Source organism: Streptomyces sp. GB4-14 (assembly GCF_022696125.1).
GTDB lineage: Bacteria > Actinomycetota > Actinomycetes > Streptomycetales > Streptomycetaceae > Streptomyces > Streptomyces werraensis.
On the sequence record NZ_RZHO01000002.1, the window covers coordinates 3,871,698 to 3,886,931 of the forward strand.

At 73.9% G+C, this 15,234-nt stretch carries 11 protein-coding genes; 6 read left to right on the top strand and 5 right to left on the bottom strand.

Going from position 1 to position 15,234, the window contains the following annotated elements; all coding sequences use genetic code 11:
• Window positions 1-201: 201 nt before the first annotated feature.
• Together ELQ39_RS19130 and ELQ39_RS19135 are read right to left on the bottom strand one after the other, a co-directional pair.
• A complete protein-coding gene (locus tag ELQ39_RS19130; RefSeq protein ID WP_242592994.1) occupies window positions 202-1,422 on the bottom strand; it encodes an acetyl-CoA C-acetyltransferase in 1,221 nt (406 codons plus the stop codon).
• Between the two features lie 417 nt (window positions 1,423-1,839).
• Complete coding sequence (locus tag ELQ39_RS19135) at window positions 1,840-2,868, bottom strand: SGNH/GDSL hydrolase family protein (RefSeq protein WP_242592996.1); 1,029 nt, start codon at window positions 2,866-2,868, stop codon at window positions 1,840-1,842.
• A gap of 163 nt (window positions 2,869-3,031) precedes the next feature.
• On the opposite strand from ELQ39_RS19135, the gene ELQ39_RS19140 reads away from it, so the two are divergent.
• The gene (locus ELQ39_RS19140) at window positions 3,032-4,420 is read left to right on the top strand and encodes a cystathionine beta-synthase (protein ID WP_190002753.1); all 1,389 of its coding nucleotides are present in this window, start codon (window positions 3,032-3,034) and stop codon (window positions 4,418-4,420) included.
• A 537-nt stretch (window positions 4,421-4,957) separates the two neighbouring features.
• On the opposite strand, the gene ELQ39_RS19145 is transcribed toward ELQ39_RS19140, so the two are convergent.
• On the bottom strand, window positions 4,958-5,383 hold the full coding sequence (locus tag ELQ39_RS19145) for a hypothetical protein (protein WP_225641244.1): 426 nt from the start codon (window positions 5,381-5,383) through the stop codon (window positions 4,958-4,960).
• A gap of 113 nt (window positions 5,384-5,496) precedes the next feature.
• On the bottom strand, window positions 5,497-7,203 hold the full coding sequence (locus tag ELQ39_RS19150; protein WP_242592998.1) for an LCP family protein: 1,707 nt from the start codon (window positions 7,201-7,203) through the stop codon (window positions 5,497-5,499).
• Window positions 7,204-7,485: 282 nt separating this feature from the next.
• Between ELQ39_RS19150 and ELQ39_RS19155 the strand changes: the two genes are divergently transcribed.
• Window positions 7,486-8,328 carry a MurR/RpiR family transcriptional regulator gene (locus tag ELQ39_RS19155; RefSeq protein WP_225626861.1) on the top strand — a complete coding sequence of 281 codons (843 nt, stop codon included), beginning with the start codon at window positions 7,486-7,488 and terminating at the stop codon, window positions 8,326-8,328.
• Window positions 8,329-8,463: 135 nt separating this feature from the next.
• Window positions 8,464-9,048 carry a hypothetical protein gene (locus ELQ39_RS19160; RefSeq protein ID WP_242593000.1) on the top strand — a complete coding sequence of 195 codons (585 nt, stop codon included), beginning with the start codon at window positions 8,464-8,466 and terminating at the stop codon, window positions 9,046-9,048.
• A gap of 382 nt (window positions 9,049-9,430) precedes the next feature.
• Here the strand turns inward: ELQ39_RS19160 and ELQ39_RS19165 are convergent, their stop codons facing one another.
• Entirely contained in the window at window positions 9,431-10,828 is a 1,398-nt protein-coding gene (locus ELQ39_RS19165; RefSeq protein WP_190002749.1) for a diaminopimelate decarboxylase, read from the bottom strand.
• Between the two features lie 120 nt (window positions 10,829-10,948).
• On the opposite strand from ELQ39_RS19165, the gene hutU reads away from it, so the two are divergent.
• From hutU to ELQ39_RS19180, 3 genes are read left to right on the top strand one after another with little or no spacing between them, the layout of a single operon-like run.
• Window positions 10,949-12,613 carry a urocanate hydratase gene (gene hutU, locus ELQ39_RS19170; protein WP_242593002.1) on the top strand — a complete coding sequence of 555 codons (1,665 nt, stop codon included), beginning with the start codon at window positions 10,949-10,951 and terminating at the stop codon, window positions 12,611-12,613.
• Window positions 12,610-13,884 (top strand): allantoate amidohydrolase, encoded by a 1,275-nt coding sequence (locus ELQ39_RS19175; RefSeq protein WP_242593004.1) that lies wholly within the window; start codon window positions 12,610-12,612, stop codon window positions 13,882-13,884. The genes hutU and ELQ39_RS19175 overlap by 4 nt, the downstream gene beginning before the upstream one ends.
• On the top strand, window positions 13,881-15,224 hold the full coding sequence (locus ELQ39_RS19180) for a formimidoylglutamate deiminase (protein ID WP_242593006.1): 1,344 nt from the start codon (window positions 13,881-13,883) through the stop codon (window positions 15,222-15,224). The genes ELQ39_RS19175 and ELQ39_RS19180 overlap by 4 nt, the downstream gene beginning before the upstream one ends.
• Window positions 15,225-15,234 lie beyond the last annotated feature (10 nt).

Genomic DNA, 15,234 nt, shown 5'->3' on the forward strand with positions numbered 1-15,234 from the left:
TAACGTCACGAATCGGACAGTCCGACGGGGTGGGGACACCTGACGCGACTTCCGTGACCTGCGCGGATGCCCCGCCCGCGAGGCGTAGGTCACATCCTGGGGGAATTTGGATCACAGAACGGCCCGGCACCCCGGGGGACGGGGGTGCCGGGCCGCTTTCTCACGCACTGTGCCGCCGCGGTGACGCAGTGGTGGGCGGACTCAGCTCAGGCGCTCGATGACCATCGCCATGCCCTGCCCGCCGCCGACGCACATGGTCTCCAGACCGAACTGCTTGTCGTGGAACTGCAGGGAGTTGATGAGCGTGCCGGTGATGCGGGCGCCGGTCATGCCGAAGGGGTGGCCGACGGCGATGGCGCCGCCGTTGACGTTCAGCTTGTCCAGCGGGATGCCCAGGTCCTTGTAGGACGGGATCACCTGGGCGGCGAACGCCTCGTTGATCTCGAACAGATCGATGTCGTCGACGGTCAGGCCGGCCCGCCCGAGGGCCTGCTTGCTCGCCTCGACCGGTCCGAGGCCCATGATCTCCGGGGAGAGGCCGGAGACGCCGGTGGACACGATCCGGGCCAGCGGGGTCAGGCCCAGCTCGCGGGCCTTGGTGTCGCTCATGATGACGAGCGCGGCGGCGCCGTCGTTGAGCGGGCAGCAGTTGCCGGCGGTGACGAGACCGTCCGGGCGGAAGACGGGCTTCAGGCCGGAGACGCCCTCCATGGTGACGCCGGGGCGCGGGCCGTCGTCCTTGCTGACGACCGTGCCGTCGGGCAGCGTCACCGGGGTGATCTCGCGCTCCCAGAAGCCGTTCTTGATGGCCTCCTCGGCGAGGTTCTGCGAGCGGACGCCGAACTCGTCCATCTCCTGGCGGGTGACGCCCTTCCAGCGGGCGAGGTTCTCCGCGGTCTGGCCCATCGCGATGTACGGGTCGGGGACCAGGCCGTCCTCGCGCGGGTCGTGCCAGGTGGTGCCCTCCTGCTGGGCGACCTCGGCGGTGCGGGCCTCGGCCTCGGCGAACAGCGGGTTGTGCGTGTCCGGGAGGCTGTCGGAGTTGCCCTTCACGAAGCGCGAGACCGTCTCGACGCCGGCCGAGATGAAGACGTCGCCCTCGCCGGCCTTGATGGCGTGCAGCGCCATGCGGGAGGTCTGCAGCGAGGAGGAGCAGTAACGGGTGATCGTGCAGCCGGGGAGGTGGTCCATGCCCATCTGCACGGCGACGATTCGGCCGAGGTTGTTGCCCTGCTCGCCGCCCGGCAGACCGCAGCCGAGCATCAGGTCGTCGATGTCCCGCGGGTCCAGCTCGGGGACCTTGGCGAGGGCCGCCTGGATGATCGTGGCGGTCAGGTCGTCCGGGCGCAGGTCCTTGAGCGAGCCCTTGAAGGCGCGGCCGATGGGGGAGCGGGCGGCGGAAACGATCACGGCTTCGGGCATCACGGCTCCAGAGTGAAGAGGGTGCGGCGGGGCGCTGGGCGGCGTCCGTTGGGAAGTTACCCGTACGTATGACCGGGGTCACGGGTGTCGGGGTGTGACATGGGCCGCAACTTTCTAAGCGCTTGCTTTTTCCGACCCTGGGGGCGGGTCGTCCCACCCTTACCGGTGTACACCCTCCCGGGGTGCGCGAACGAGGGGCGTGTTCGCCCTGCGCGGCAGCGGGTCGGCGTGGGCGCGTCCCCGCCCGTGCCGCCTGCGCCCACCCGTGCCGCCCCGGGCGGCACGACTGCCCGCAGGGGATGCGGCTGTGCCGTCCCTGGCCGCACGAACGCCCGCAGGGGCGGCGGACGTCCCGTGCCCCGCGTCCGGCCGTGCGGCGAGGGCGGGCGCCCCGCGCGTCCCGGGCCGGGCGGTGGCCTACGGGGACGGCTGGGCCGACGGCTCGGGCTCCGACTCCGTCACCCGGCGCCTGCGCCGGCGTTTGAGGAGGGCCCAGGCGCCTCGGGGGCCCGTCGGCATCGCGGCCGTGACCTCCGTGCCCGCCTCCGAGGCGGCCTCCGCCGCCGCGCGCGCCACCGGCAGGAAGCCCTCGCGGCGGGCGGCGTCCGGGCGGTCCTCCTCCGCCGGCCACAGGCCCAGTGCCGCGCACACCGTCGGCAGCACCGCCATGGCCGCCGTCGCGTACCCCTCCGCCGAGGGGTGGTAGCTGTCCGGGCCGAACAGCTCCCGCGGGTTCGCCGCGAACTCCGGGCCCAGCAGGTCGCCCAGCGACACCGTGCGCCCGCCCTGCTCGACCACGCCGATCGTCTGCGCCGCCGCGAGCTGCCGCGAGGCGCGGCGGGCCAGCCAGCGCAGCGGCTGGCTCACCGGCTCGATGGTGCCGAGATCCGGGCACGTGCCGACCACCACCTCCGCGCCGGCCGTCCGCAGCCGGCGCACCGCCCCGGCGAGGTGGCGCACGGAGCGGGTGGGGGGCATGCGGTGGGTGACGTCGTTGGCGCCGACCATGATCACGCAGATGTCCGGCACCCGCGACGGGTCCGCCAGTGCCAGGCTCACCTGCCGGTCCAGGTCGTCCGAGCGGGCCCCGGGCACCGCGACGGTGGACAGCCCCACCGGGCGCTCCGCGATCGCCGCCACCCCGGAGGCGATCAGCGCGCCCGGAGTCTGCCCGGCCCGGTGCACGCCCTGCCCGGCCGCCGTGGAGTCGCCCAGCATCGTCAGCCGCAGCGCCGGCTCACCCGGCACCGTGTACGAGGCGCCGTACAGCCCGTCCGGGTGGGGGACGTGAGGAGTCGTGCCGTTGCCCACACGGCGCCGGGCCAGCTGCGCCTCCGCCAGCAGCAGCCCCACGGCCGCCGCTCCGGCCAGCCCGATCCCCCCGCCGCCGTACGCGGCGCCGGCCGCGATGCGCCGGGCCACCCGCGCCCTCGACATGCCCGTCATGCTCGCCGCCACCTCCTCGTAGCCGTACACCCAGGTCTTGCCCCGTACGGACGGTGGTCCAATCCAGACGGGGAGTGAACGACCCGGCCGGGTCCGGCCCCGGGGAGGGCCTAGGCTGGCATCACCACCACGACCACCTCTTTTGCAGCATCCGGAGACAACGGTGCAATTCCACGACTCGATGATCAGCCTCGTCGGCAACACCCCGCTGGTGCGGCTCAACAGCGTGACCAAGGGCATCAGGGCCACCGTCCTGGCCAAGGTGGAGTACTTCAACCCGGGCGGCTCCGTGAAGGACCGCATCGCCCTGCGCATGATCGAGGCGGCGGAGAAGAGCGGCGAGCTGCGGCCCGGCGGCACGATCGTCGAGCCGACCAGCGGCAACACGGGCGTCGGACTTGCCATCGTGGCCCAGCAGAAGGGCTACAAGTGCATCTTCGTCTGCCCGGACAAGGTCTCCACGGACAAGATCAACGTCCTGCGCGCGTACGGCGCCGAGGTCGTGGTCTGCCCCACGGCGGTGGCCCCCGAGCACCCCGACTCCTACTACAACGTCTCCGACCGGCTGGTGCGTGAGACGCCGGGCGCCTGGAAGCCGGACCAGTACTCCAACCCGAACAACCCCCTGTCGCACTACCACTCCACCGGCCCCGAGCTGTGGGAGCAGACCGAGGGGAAGATCACCCACTTCGTGGCCGGCGTCGGCACCGGCGGCACCATCTCCGGCACCGGCCGCTACCTCAAGGAGGCCAGCGAGGGCCGCGTCAAGGTCATCGGCGCGGACCCCGAGGGCTCGGTGTACTCCGGCGGCTCCGGCCGGCCGTACCTGGTGGAGGGCGTCGGCGAGGACTTCTGGCCGTCCGCCTACGACCGTGACGTCGCGGACGAGATCGTCGCCGTCTCCGACAAGGACTCCTTCCAGATGACCCGCCGGCTCGCCAAGGAGGAGGGCCTGCTGGTCGGCGGCTCCTGCGGCATGGCGGTCGTGGCGGCGCTGGAGGTGGCCTCCCGGCTCGGCGAGGACGACGTCGTCGTCGTGCTGCTGCCGGACAGCGGCCGCGGCTACCTCAGCAAGATCTTCAACGACGAGTGGATGGCCGACTACGGCTTCCTCGAGGACAGCGGCCCGAGCGCCCGCGTCGCCGACGTCCTGGACGACAAGGAGGGCGGCCACATCCCGTCCCTCGTCCACATGCACCCCGACGAGACCGTCGGCCAGGCCATCGAGGTGCTGCGCGAGTACGGCGTCTCGCAGATGCCGGTCGTCAAGCCGGGCGCCGGCCACCCGGACGTGATGGCCGCCGAGGTCGTCGGCTCGGTCGTGGAGCGCGAGCTGCTGGACGCGCTGTTCAGCAAGAGCGCCTCGCTCGACGACCCGCTGGAGAAGCACATGTCCGCGCCGCTGCCGCAGGTCGGCTCCGGTGAGCCGGTCGCGGACCTGATGGCCGTGCTGGGCAAGGCGGACGCGGCGATCGTGCTGGTCGAGGGCAAGCCGACCGGGGTGGTCAGCCGTCAGGACCTGCTGTCCTTCCTCGCCAAGACCGGCGCCTGAGGCAGCCGTCCCCGCGGCGGGGTGGGGGCTGGTCGCGCAGTTCCCCGCGCCCCTGAGGATGCGGTTCGATGCCGTCCGCGGCGGAGTGGGGGCTTGGCGCGCAGTTTCCCGCGCCTCTGAGGGTGCTGCCGGGGCCGCGTCCCGAAGGGGCGCGGGGAACTGCGCGCGCAACCCGCGACGGCCCGCACCCGGGCCCAAGGGCGCGGTCGGTCCCGCGCGGGCATGGCGGGCACACCCTTCGCGGAAGTGGTACGAGCACGTCACGCCCGCGCAGCACCCGGTTAACACAGCTCCGGCACAGTGATGGATGTCGGCGGGACGGGAGCGGCTCCCCGTTCCGGCCGACGGCCACACGGCGTCGAAGGACCTCCGGAGCGGCTCCCGGACCTCCATGGACGCCTGTGCGACGCACTACGCCGGAGGCGGAGCGCGTGTTCGCGGGGACCGCCGTCGTCCCGCCCCCCGGCAACGGGGGTGCGGCGGTCCCCGCGCCAATCTCTTCTCCCCGGCGCGCGTGCGCCGCTTCCTCCGTGCGGCTCAGTCCTCCCAGGCGTCGTCGTCCCGCGCGGGCCGACGGCCGCGGAACAGCCCCGGGTTGGTGCGCACGGCCTGGACGACGTTCACGCCCACGATCCCCGCCCAGGCGACCAGCAGGCCGGGCAGCTCGGCCACGCCCCCGCCGATCGCGGACAGCGGCACCGCCAGCACCAGCGACACGATCCCGAAGCCGAACCGCTCGCCCCAGGAGTCCGTGGCCTTCGGCGCCCGCGCGTCCCGGGCGGACGTCAGCCGGTGCTCGGCCAGCTGCCGCCGGACCCGGCGCTCCACGGCGCCGTCGATGCGCTGGTCGACCTTCTCCAGGAACGAGTCGACCAGGGCGGACTCGTATTCCTCGCCCAGCTCCCTGCGGGCCTGCAGGGAGGCGTGGAGTTCCTTCTTCAGCTCGGCGTCCCGCGCGTCCATTCCGGTCATGCCTCACAAGGTAGGCACGCGGAAGCCCGCCCGCACTGGGGGTAACCCCCGTTCCCGTCCTCGGGCGGGCCGCCGTTCACCTGCCCTCGCGCGCCGTCCTTGTCTCAGCCCTTGCACATCTTCTCGTCGGCCCGGGACTGCGGGACGTCGACCTTCTTCGGCGTCGTGACCGGCACCCCGGCCTTCTTGAAGTCGGGGCCGAGGGTCAGGGTCATCGGCCCGTCGCCGCCGGCCTCGGCGGTGGGCTTCATGGCGGCGGCGGGCAGCCCCATCAGGTCGGCGAGCCTGCGCGCCTGGTCGGCCTGGTCCGGGGCATACACGAGCTGGGTGCGGGCGACCTCGGCGGGGGCGTTGCCCCCGTTCGCCGAACGGGACACGCCCTCGCTGTTCTGCAGCCAGGTGATCGTCTCCCCGGCGGCGCCCTGCGGGCCGCCGCCGTTGAGGACGTCGACGCGCACGGCGGACGCCTCGGCCCGCGCGCCCTTCAGCAACGCGTCCTGCTTGTCCTTGGCCTTCTTCTGCTGCTTCTTCACCTCGGTGAACGACACGTCGTCCTGGAGCATCGAGAACACCTGCGGCGCCTTCACCGGGTCAGGGACCACGGTGACGGGCTTCGGCTCGTCCGGGTTGTCGATCACCGGGAGCGTCATCAGGGTGATGTTCTTCAGGTCGATCTTGCCGAGCTCCTTGGCGAGGGTGAGCAGCTCGGCGGGGCTGCCGATGGCCTTGTCCACGGTGAGGGACTTGGTGGCCGCGTCGGCGACGTCCAGCATCTTGGACGGGCTGCCGAGCGTGTCCTCCTTGAGGCGGCGCAGCATCGACGCGACGAACTTCTGCTGCATCCCGATCCGGTCCAGGTCGCTCTCGTTCTTCAGCCCGTGCCGGTTGCGCAGGAACGACAGCGCCTCCTCGCCCTGGATGACGCTCTTCCCTTCCGGCAGGTCGAGCTCGGTGCCGCCCGAGGTGTCCTTCAGAGGTTCCTCCAGGCACACCTCGACGCCGCCGACCGCCGTGGACAGCGTCTTGACGGCGTTGAAGTCGAACATCATGAAGTGGTCCACGTCCAGGCCGGTCAGCTGCTCGACCGTGCGCATGGTGCAGCCGGGGTCGCGGCCCCCGACGCCGTAGGACTCGTTGAACCGGGTGGTGCCCTCCGAGCCGGGGACCGTCTTCGCCGAGCCGTCGGACTGCCGGGTCTCGCAGTCCGGTATCTCGGTCATCAGGTCGCGGGGAATGCTCACCACCGTCGCGTTGGACCGGTCCCCTGCGACATGGAACAGCAGCGTGGTGTCGGCGTGCCCGGTCACGTTGTCCCGGTTGCCGTACGCCTCGTTGCCCTTGCCGGTGCGGACGTCGTTGCCGATGACGAGGATGTTGGCCGGGCCGTCCCCGAGAACGGTGTCGCTGCCGACGTCACCGATGTCGACGGTGTCGATGTTCCCGCCCAGGCGGTCCCACCAGTAGTACGCGAACGCCGAGCCGCCGACGAGCACCAGGCCCATCACGCCCCCGGTCCACATCAGCGCCTTGCGCCGGCCGGACCTCTTGGGCTGCTTGCGCTTGCGGCGGTGCGAGTCGCGGGGGCCGTCGGGGCCGGGGTCGGCGTCCCGGTCGCTTGGGTCCGGGTCGCGCTCGCGCGGGCCGCCGGGACGCGGCCCGGGCGCCTGCGGGGTGCGCTGGCGCGGGACCGAGGGCGTCGGAGGCGGCGGGGCGCCGTCCAGCCTCAGCTCGTAGTCACCGGTCTGCGGATTCAGCACCCACTGGTCGGCGGGATCGGCCCCTTCCGCCCGCCCACGACTCTGCGCGTCCACGCCCCCACCCACTCCTGCGCCCGTGCCCCGTGGGGCACCTGAGTCCACAATTGCTTACCTGTTCGACGGCTCACGCTATCCGGCCGTTCCCGGCCGCGCGGATCTCGTGGCGAAATCGTCGAGATCCGGACGTGTCCCGGAAGAGGGCTCCGGATCCACGACAAGGCGTGATCCGTGCCGGGTCCGGCGCCCGCCCGGCACGGTGCGGCGTGCGCCTGTATAACGGCATGCAGAAGTCACGACGGATGAATGGGCCGGGGACGGCCGAGGGGGAGTCAGGTCATGAGCGGCACCGAGAGCCCCGCGGCGCGTCTCCAGGCGCTGTTCGAGGGACACCGGCTGACGCCCACCCAGCGGCGCATCGCCCACAGCATGGTGCGGCGCGCCGCCGACGTGCCGTTCCTGTCGAGCGTGGAGCTGGCCGAACTGGCCGGGGTGAGCCAGCCCTCCGTGACCCGCTTCGCGGTCGCCCTCGGCTTCGACGGCTACCCCGCGCTGCGCCGGTACCTGCGGGAGGTCGCGCCGGCCGAACCCGCCCCGGACACCCGCTCGTCCAACGAGTACCAGCAGGCCGTCGAGGCCGAGATCGAGAACCTGCGCCATCTCGCGGAGGTGCTGGCCGACCCCGAGCCGGTGCGGCGGGCGGGGCGGGTGCTCGCGGACAGCCGGCCGCTGCCCGTGCTCGGTCTGCGGGCGGCCGCCGCCCAGGCGCACGGCTTCGCCTACTTCGCCGCCAAGGTCCACCCGGACGTACGGCTGCTCAACGAGGGCGGCACGATGCTGCTCGACCGGATCGACGCGGCCGTGCGGGCGGGGGCGTCGGCGCTGCTGTGCTTCGCGCTGCCGCGGCATCCGCGCGAGGTCCTCGACGCGCTCGTCCACGCCAAGGAGTCGGGGCTGACCGTCGTCACCGTCGCCGACTCGGCGTTCGCGCCCGTCGCCAAGGTGTCCGACCTGCTGCTGCCGGCCGCCGTCGGCACGGCGCTGGTGTTCGACACCGCGTGCGCGCCGATGCTGCTGGGGCGGGTGCTCCTCGAGGCGATGTGCGACGACCTGCCCGACGCACAGGCGCGGCTCGAGGAGTTCGACACCCGGGCGGCGGCGCGCGGGCTGTTCGTGGAGTGACAGCCGCGTCTTCTCAGACTCGTCTCAGCTTCCCCCGCTAGCGTCCGACGCGGGGACTTCCCTCGAAGGCGTTCCACCGGTAAGGGACTTCCCACAGATGGACTTCCTCAGGAATCGGAAGACGGGAGGCTGGACGTGACGCGCGGAGGACAGGGGCTGGCCCGGGTGGCCGTCGTCGTACGGGCCGGGGCCGCGTCACTGTGGTGGCTGGGAGTCGTCGCCGCGGGCGCCGGGGCGTTCGTACCGGGCCTGACGGGGCTGCGGATCGGCGTGCTCGGCGGAGCCGCGCTGTTCCTCGTGGCCGCGGCCCTCGTGGCGCTGACGCGGCGGGGCCGGTACCGCGCCCTGGCCCGTGCGGCGGCCCGGGCGGGTCGGCACGACGTGCTGCAGGACCGTGCGGTCACCGCGCGCAACTGGCGCCGGGCGCACCGCTGGTGGCTGCTGCTCGCCTTCCTCGCCGCGCTCGGCTCGGCCCTCGCGGCGCCCGCCGCGGCCGGACTGCTGCTCGCCGGGTGCGGTGTGGGGCTGTGGCTGAAGGCGGCGTGGATCGGCCGCCTGGAGCGCGACGACGACGTACTGCTGTGGGTCCGCGTGGACTGGCTCCGCAAGGGCGCGGGCCGCCCCGCCGGCCGCGCCGTCAAGGCCTACCGCACGACAGGCATCGCCGCGGGCGACGCGTCCCCGGGCGGGGCACGGCGGCGGCTGACGACAGCGGCCTGACGGGACACCGGGCGCGTGGTGGTCACGCGCCCGGGATGTGTCCGCGCCTCGCACGCCCCTCCGCCCGGCACCCGAACCCGCGCCACGCGCCGGGCCGGTCGGGAGTGCGGTCTCCGGTCACGCCCGCGTGCTGGCCGCCCAGGTCCGTCAGGGCGTCCGCGCACGCCGGGTCCGCGCGGGCCGCGCCGGACCGTGCTCGCCCCGCACTCGGCGCCCGGGGCGCCGGCACCCGTGAGGCCGCCCGGGCGCACGGCCGTGCTCCTACGGGACGGCGACGGGCGCGGTGGGCCGGGGCGCGGAGCCCGGGGCGCGAGCGCTCGCCCGTGCCCCGTCCGGTCACGCCCCGTCCGGTCACGCCCCGTCCGGTCACGCCCCGTGCGTGTCAGCCCAGGCCCGTCAGGGCGTCGGTGTGGGCCGCGCCCGACTCCGCGACGATCTCCTCGATCGGCTGCGCCGGGCGGACCGTCGCGAAGGTGATCGCGCCGGAGGCGTCCTGGGCGTAGCCGAGGACGGCCGGGCGCGGGAGCGAGTTGTACGCGTAGTGGTGCGCGAAGTAGTACGCGCCGGTGTCCAGCGCCGCCGCGTGGTCGCCCTGCTCCAGCAGCGGCAGCTCCTGCCCCCGCGCCAGCAGGTCGCCCGCGAAGCAGGCCGGGCCCGCCACGTCCTGGACGACCGCCGGGCCCTCCTTGGGCAGCCCCTTCGCGTCGTAGGCGGCGATCCGCAGCGGCCACGACTCCGGCGCGTACACCGTGCGCGTCGCGACCTGCACGCCCGCGTGGGTCACCGCCACCGGCCGGCCGCCCGCGCTCTTGGCGTACTCCACGCGCGTGACCACCGTGCCGTGCTTGGCCAGCAGGGACCGGCCGAACTCGGTGACCAGCCCGTACCGCCCGTCGAACAGTCCCGGCACCGTCTCCTTGAGCAGCCGCGCGTACTCCGCGTAGGTGGGGCGGCTCTCCTCGGAGGCGAAGTTCACCGGCAGGCCGCCGCCGATGTCGAGGGTGTCGACCTGCTGCCGTCCGGCCCGCCGGTTGATCTCCTCCGCCAGTTCGTACGTCTCCGCGACCCCGCGCGCCATCATCGTCAGGGCGATGCCCTGGGAGCCGGTGTGGGCGTGCAGCCGGGTCAGCCACGGACGGTCCAGGTACGCCTGGACCACCCACTGACGCGCGCCCTCGTCCCGCAGCGCCACGCCGAACTTCGAGGTGGCCGTCGCCGTCGACAGCGCCTCGATGGAACCGCCCCCGACCTGCGGGTTCACCCGGATGCCGAGCGGCGAGCGGACGTCCGTGCCGGCCACCAGCGCATCGATGCGCTCCAGCTCCTGCGGGTTGTCCGCGTTGACGGCGATGCCCAGCTCCAGCGCCTCCCGCAGCTCGGCGAGCGTCTTGGCGGGGGAGTCCAGCACGGTGCGCCCCGGCTCCACGCCCGCGGCGCGCGCCAGCGCCAGCTCGCCCGGGCTGGCCACCTCCGCGCCGATGCCCTCCTCGCGCAGCAGCCGCAGCACCGGCACCAGCGGGCTCGCCTTCACCGCGAAGGCGTGCAGCACCGGCGTGCCGGGCGCTGTCACGGCCTCGAAGGCGGCCCGCAGGTCCGCCGCCGACTCACGGATGCCGGTGACGTCCAGCAGCGCCACCAGGGGCGCGCCGGTGTCGAGGAAGCCCTGCTCCACGGCCGCCCGCACCGCGGCGTCCCGGCGGGCCGCCCGCCCGGCGGCCCGCGGGTCGGCCCCGGCCGTCACGTCGGCCGTCCTGTCATCGGTCTGCTCGTTCGCGCGCATGCGTCCAGCCAAACATCCCCCGGACGGAGGCACTGACGCACCCCCTGTATTGACTAGGTCTATTCAGCCGGTGAGGATGTGAATATCTGCAGACGTCGTGTGGCCACCTGGAGGCACCCCATGTCAGGACCTCGTCCCGTCCGAGCACCGCGCGGCAGCGAGCTGAGCGCCCTGGGATGGCAGCAGGAGGCCGCCCTGCGGATGCTGCAGAACAACCTCGACCCCGAGGTCGCCGAGCACCCCGACAAGCTCGTCGTCTACGGCGGCACCGGCAAGGCGGCCCGCGACTGGCGCTCCTTCGACGCCATGGTCCGCACGCTCAGGACCCTCGAGCAGGACGAGACGATGCTCGTCCAGTCCGGCCGCCCCGTCGGCGTGATGCGGACCCACGAGTGGGCGCCGCGCGTCCTCATCGCCAACTCCAACCTGGTCGGCGACTGGGCGAACTGGGAGGAGTTCCGCCGCCTGGAGCAGCTCGGCCTGACCATGTACGGGCAGATGACCGCCGGCTCCTGGATCTACATCGGCACCCAGGGCATCCTCCAGGGCACCTACGAGACCTTCGCCGCCGTCGCCGCCAAGCGCTTCGGCGGCTCCCTCGCCGGCACCGTCACCCTCACCGCCGGACTCGGCGGCATGGGCGGCGCCCAGCCCCTCGCGGTCACCATGAACGACGGCGTGGCGATCTGCGTCGACTGCGACCCGCGCGCCATCGACCGCCGCCTCGAGCACCGCTACCTCGACGTGAAGGCCGACTCCCTGGACCACGCGCTGCGGCTCGCCACCGAGGCCCGCGACGCCCGCCGCCCGCTGTCCATCGGCGTCCTCGGCAACGCGGCGGAGGCCGTCCCGCAGCTCCTCGCCATGGGGGCGCCCATCGACATCGTCACCGACCAGACCTCCGCCCACGACCCCCTCGCCTACCTGCCCCTCGGCACGGCCTTCGAGGACATGGCCGACGCGGCCGCCAAGGACCCGGCCGGCTTCACCACGCGCGCCCGCGAGTCCATGGCCCGGCACGTCGAGGCGATGGTCGGCTTCCAGGACGCCGGCGCCGAGGTCTTCGACTACGGCAACTCCATCCGCGGCGAGGCCCAGCTCGCCGGGTACGAGCGGGCGTTCGCCTTCCCCGGCTTCGTCCCCGCCTACATCCGCCCGCTGTTCTGCGAGGGCAAGGGCCCCTTCCGCTGGGCCGCACTCTCCGGCGACCCCGCCGACATCGCGCGGACCGACCGCGCCGTTCTGGACCTCTTCCCGGAGAACGAGTCCCTCGCCCGCTGGATCAAGATGGCCGGGGAACGGGTGCACTTCCAGGGCCTGCCCGCCCGCATCTGCTGGCTCGGCTACGGGGAGCGCGACAAGGCCGGCGAGCGCTTCAACGACATGGTCGCGAGCGGCGAGCTGTCCGCGCCCGTCGTCATCGGCCGCGACCACCTCGACTGCGGCTCCGTCGCCTCCCCCTACCGGGAGACCGAGGCGATGCTCGACGGCTCCGACGCCATCGCCGACTGGCCGCTGCTCAACGCCATGGTGAACGTCGCCTCCGGCGCCTCCTGGGTGTCGGTCCACCACGGCGGCGGCGTCGGCATGGGCCGCTCCCTCCACGCGGGCCAGGTCACCGTCGCCGACGGCACCGCCCTGGCCGGCGAGAAGATCCGCCGCGTGCTCACCAACGACCCCGGCATGGGCGTCGTCCGGCACGTCGACGCCGGGTACGACATCGCCGAGTCGGTCGCGGACGAGCGCGGTGTGCGCATCCCCATGCGTGAGGGCGAGCAGGCATGACCCGCCCCGTCCCGGCCGCCGCGGAGCGCTCCGTCCGGCCCGCGCCCGAGCAGGACTCCTTCCACGAGATGTGGCGGCAACTGCTGCCCGTCGGACGGAACTCCGCGAGCGGCGGCTACCGCCGGTTCGCCTGGACCGGCGCCGACGCCGACTGCCGGGACTGGTTCCGCGAGCAGGCCCGCCGCCGCGGCCTCACCTACGAGGTGGACCGCAACGGCAACCAGTGGGCCTGGCTCGGCGACCCCGCCGAGGGGGACGCCGTGGTCACCGGGTCGCACCTGGACTCCGTGCCCGACGGCGGCGCCTTCGACGGCCCCCTCGGCGTCGTCTCCGCCTTCGCCGCCCTCGACGAACTGCGCCGCCGCGGCGTCCGGCCGGCCAAGCCGCTCGGCGTCGTCAACTTCGGCGACGAGGAGGGCGCCCGCTTCGGACTCGCCTGCGTCGGCTCCCGGCTCACCGCGGGCGCGCTCACCGTCGACCAGGCCCACCGCCTCACCGACGCCGACGGCATCACCCTCCCGCAGGCCATGGAGACCGCCGGCCACGACCCGGACGCCCTCGGCCCCGACCCCGTACGCCTCGGCCGCATCGGCGCGTTCGTCGAGCTGCACGTCGAGCAGGGCCGGGCGCTGGACCTGACCGGCGACCGGGTCGGCGTCGCGTCCGCGATCTGGCCGCACGGCCGCTGGCGGTTCGACTTCCGGGGCGAGGCCAACCACGCCGGCACCACCCGGCTCGCCGACCGGCACGACCCGATGCTGCCGTACGCCGAGACCGTCCTCGCCGCCCGCCGGGAGGCCGAACAGGCGGGCGGGGTCGCCACGTTCGGCAAGATGGCCGTCGAACCGAACGGCGTCAACGCCGTGCCCTCCCTGGTGCGCGGCTGGCTCGACTCCCGGGCCTGTGACCAGGAGCGCCTGGACGCGGTGGTCGGCGGGGTGGAGCGGGCCGCCCGCGCGTACGCCGCCGCCCACGGCGTCCAGCTGGACGTGGAGCGCGAGTCCTTCACCCCCGTCGTCGAGTTCGACCACGCCCTGCGCGACCGGCTCGCACGCATCCTCGGCAAGGACGCCGGCCTGAAGGTGCCCGTCCTCGGCACCGGCGCGGGACACGATGCGGGAATCCTCGCCGGACGCGTCCCGACCGCCATGCTGTTCGTACGGAACCCCACCGGCGTCTCGCACTCCCCGGCCGAGTTCGCCGCCGAGGACGACTGCGTGGCCGGGGTCCTCGCCCTCGCCGACGTACTGGAAGGACTGGCCTCCCCGTGACCGCCACCCCGCGGACGTACTGGCTGGAACACGCCTGGCTCGGCACGCACGTCGAGCCAGGCGTCGCCCTCGACATGACGGACGGACGCATCGCAGCCGTCCGCACCGGCGTCCCCGCGCCCCCGCCCGGCGCCGAGATCCTGCGCGGACTGACCCTCCCGGGGCTGGCCAACGCCCACAGCCACGCCTTCCACCGCGCCCTGCGCTCCACCGTCCAGGTCGGCTCCGGCACCTTCTGGACCTGGCGCGAGGTCATGTACGCGACCGCCGAGCGGCTCACCCCGGACAGCTACCACGCGCTCGCCCGCGCCGTGTACGCCGAGATGGCGCTGGCCGGGATCACCACCGTCGGCGAGTTCCACTACGTGCACCACGCGCCCGGCGGCGCGCCCTACGCCGACCCCAACGCCATGGGGGAGGCGCTGCTCGCGGCCGCCGCCGAGGCCGGCATCCGGATCACCCTCCTCGACGCCGCCTACCTCTCCTCCGGCTTCGGCCGGCCGCCCACCGCGCACCAGTCGCGCTTCTCCGACGGCGACGCGGAGGCCTGGGCCGCACGCTCCTCACTTCTCAAGGACCGGGACCACGCGCGGATCGGCGCGGCCGTGCACTCCGTACGGGCCGTGCCCGCGGAGCAGCTGTCGACGGTGGCGCGCTGGGCCGAGGAGCGCCGCGCCCCGCTGCACGTGCACCTGTCCGAGCAGACCGCCGAGAACGACGCCTGCCGGGAGGCGCACGGCTGCACCCCGGCCCAGCTGCTCGCCCTGCACGGCGTGCTCGGGCCGCGCACCACCGGCGTGCACAACACCCACCTCACCGCCGAGGACGTCTCACTGATCGGCGGCAGCGGCACCGGCACCTGCATGTGCCCCACCACCGAACGCGACCTCGCCGACGGCATCGGACCCGCCGCGGCCCTCCAGAACGAGGGCTCCCCGCTCAGCCTCGGCTCCGACAGCCACGCCGTCGTCGACCTCTTCGAGGAGGCGCGCGCGATGGAGCTGAACGAGCGGCTGCGCACCCGCACCCGCGGTCACTGGACGGCCGCCGCCCTGCTGCGCGCGGCCACCGTCGACGGGCACGCGGCGCTCGGCTGGGACGACACCGGCGTCATCGAGGCCGGGGCGCGCGCCGACCTCACCACCGTCGCGCTGGACTCGGTCAGGACGGCGGGGCCGCCGCCCCGGCTGGGCGCCGAGACGGCCGTATTCGCGGCGACGGCCGCCGATGTGCGGCACACGGTCGTGGCAGGCCGGCACGTGGTGCGCGACTGGGCGCACACACTGGTCCCCGACGTGCCCGGAGCCCTCGCGCAGGCGATCCAGGACTTGCGCGCCTGACGACCCATGA